1 protein-coding gene is annotated in these 630 nt (G+C 60.5%); it reads left to right on the forward strand.

Going from position 1 to position 630, the window contains the following annotated elements:
* On the forward strand, positions 1-630 hold a 630-nt coding region (locus ACB030_RS20330), incomplete at both ends, for an IS4 family transposase (RefSeq protein WP_371162265.1).

The following is a 630-nucleotide window of genomic DNA, read 5'->3' on the forward strand; positions in this document are numbered from 1 at the left end:
TGCCAGATGGAGCTCACCAGCCACCTGCTTGTGCAAGCGGTCATGGAGAGTTGCGCCGTCAACGAGATGGTGCTGGCCGAGCAGCTTATCGCGCGCACGCCAGACCACTCGTTGACCCTGTTCGACAAGGGGTTCTACTCGCTTGGCCTGCTCCATGCTTGGCAAACCACCGGCAACGAGCGGCACTGGCTGCTGCCACTCAAAAAGGGCACGCAATACGAGGTGGTGCGCAAGCTGGGGCGTCAGGATGTGCTGGTGCATCTCAAGACCAGTCCACAGGCACGCAAGAAATGGCCACAACTGCCGGACACGGTGGAAGCCCGCTTGCTGACTCGCACTATCAACGGCCAGGAGCGGCAGGTGCTGACCTCGATGGTCGACCCGATGCGCTTCCCGGGTGCTGACATCGTCGATCTCTACAGCCATCGCTGGGAAATCGAACTGGGTTATCGGGAGATGAAGCACAGTTTGCAACAACACCGACTGACCCTGCGCAGCAAGAAGGCGGCGGGAATACGGCAGGAGCTGTGGGGCATGCTGCTGGCGTACAACCTGCTGCGCAGCCAGATGGTGAAGATGGCGGCGAGCCTGAAGGGATACACGGCGAGTCAGCTGAGTTTTCACATGGCA

Origin of the sequence: Aeromonas sp. S16(2024) (assembly GCF_041403065.1) — a bacterium.
Taxonomy (GTDB): domain Bacteria; phylum Pseudomonadota; class Gammaproteobacteria; order Enterobacterales; family Aeromonadaceae; genus Aeromonas.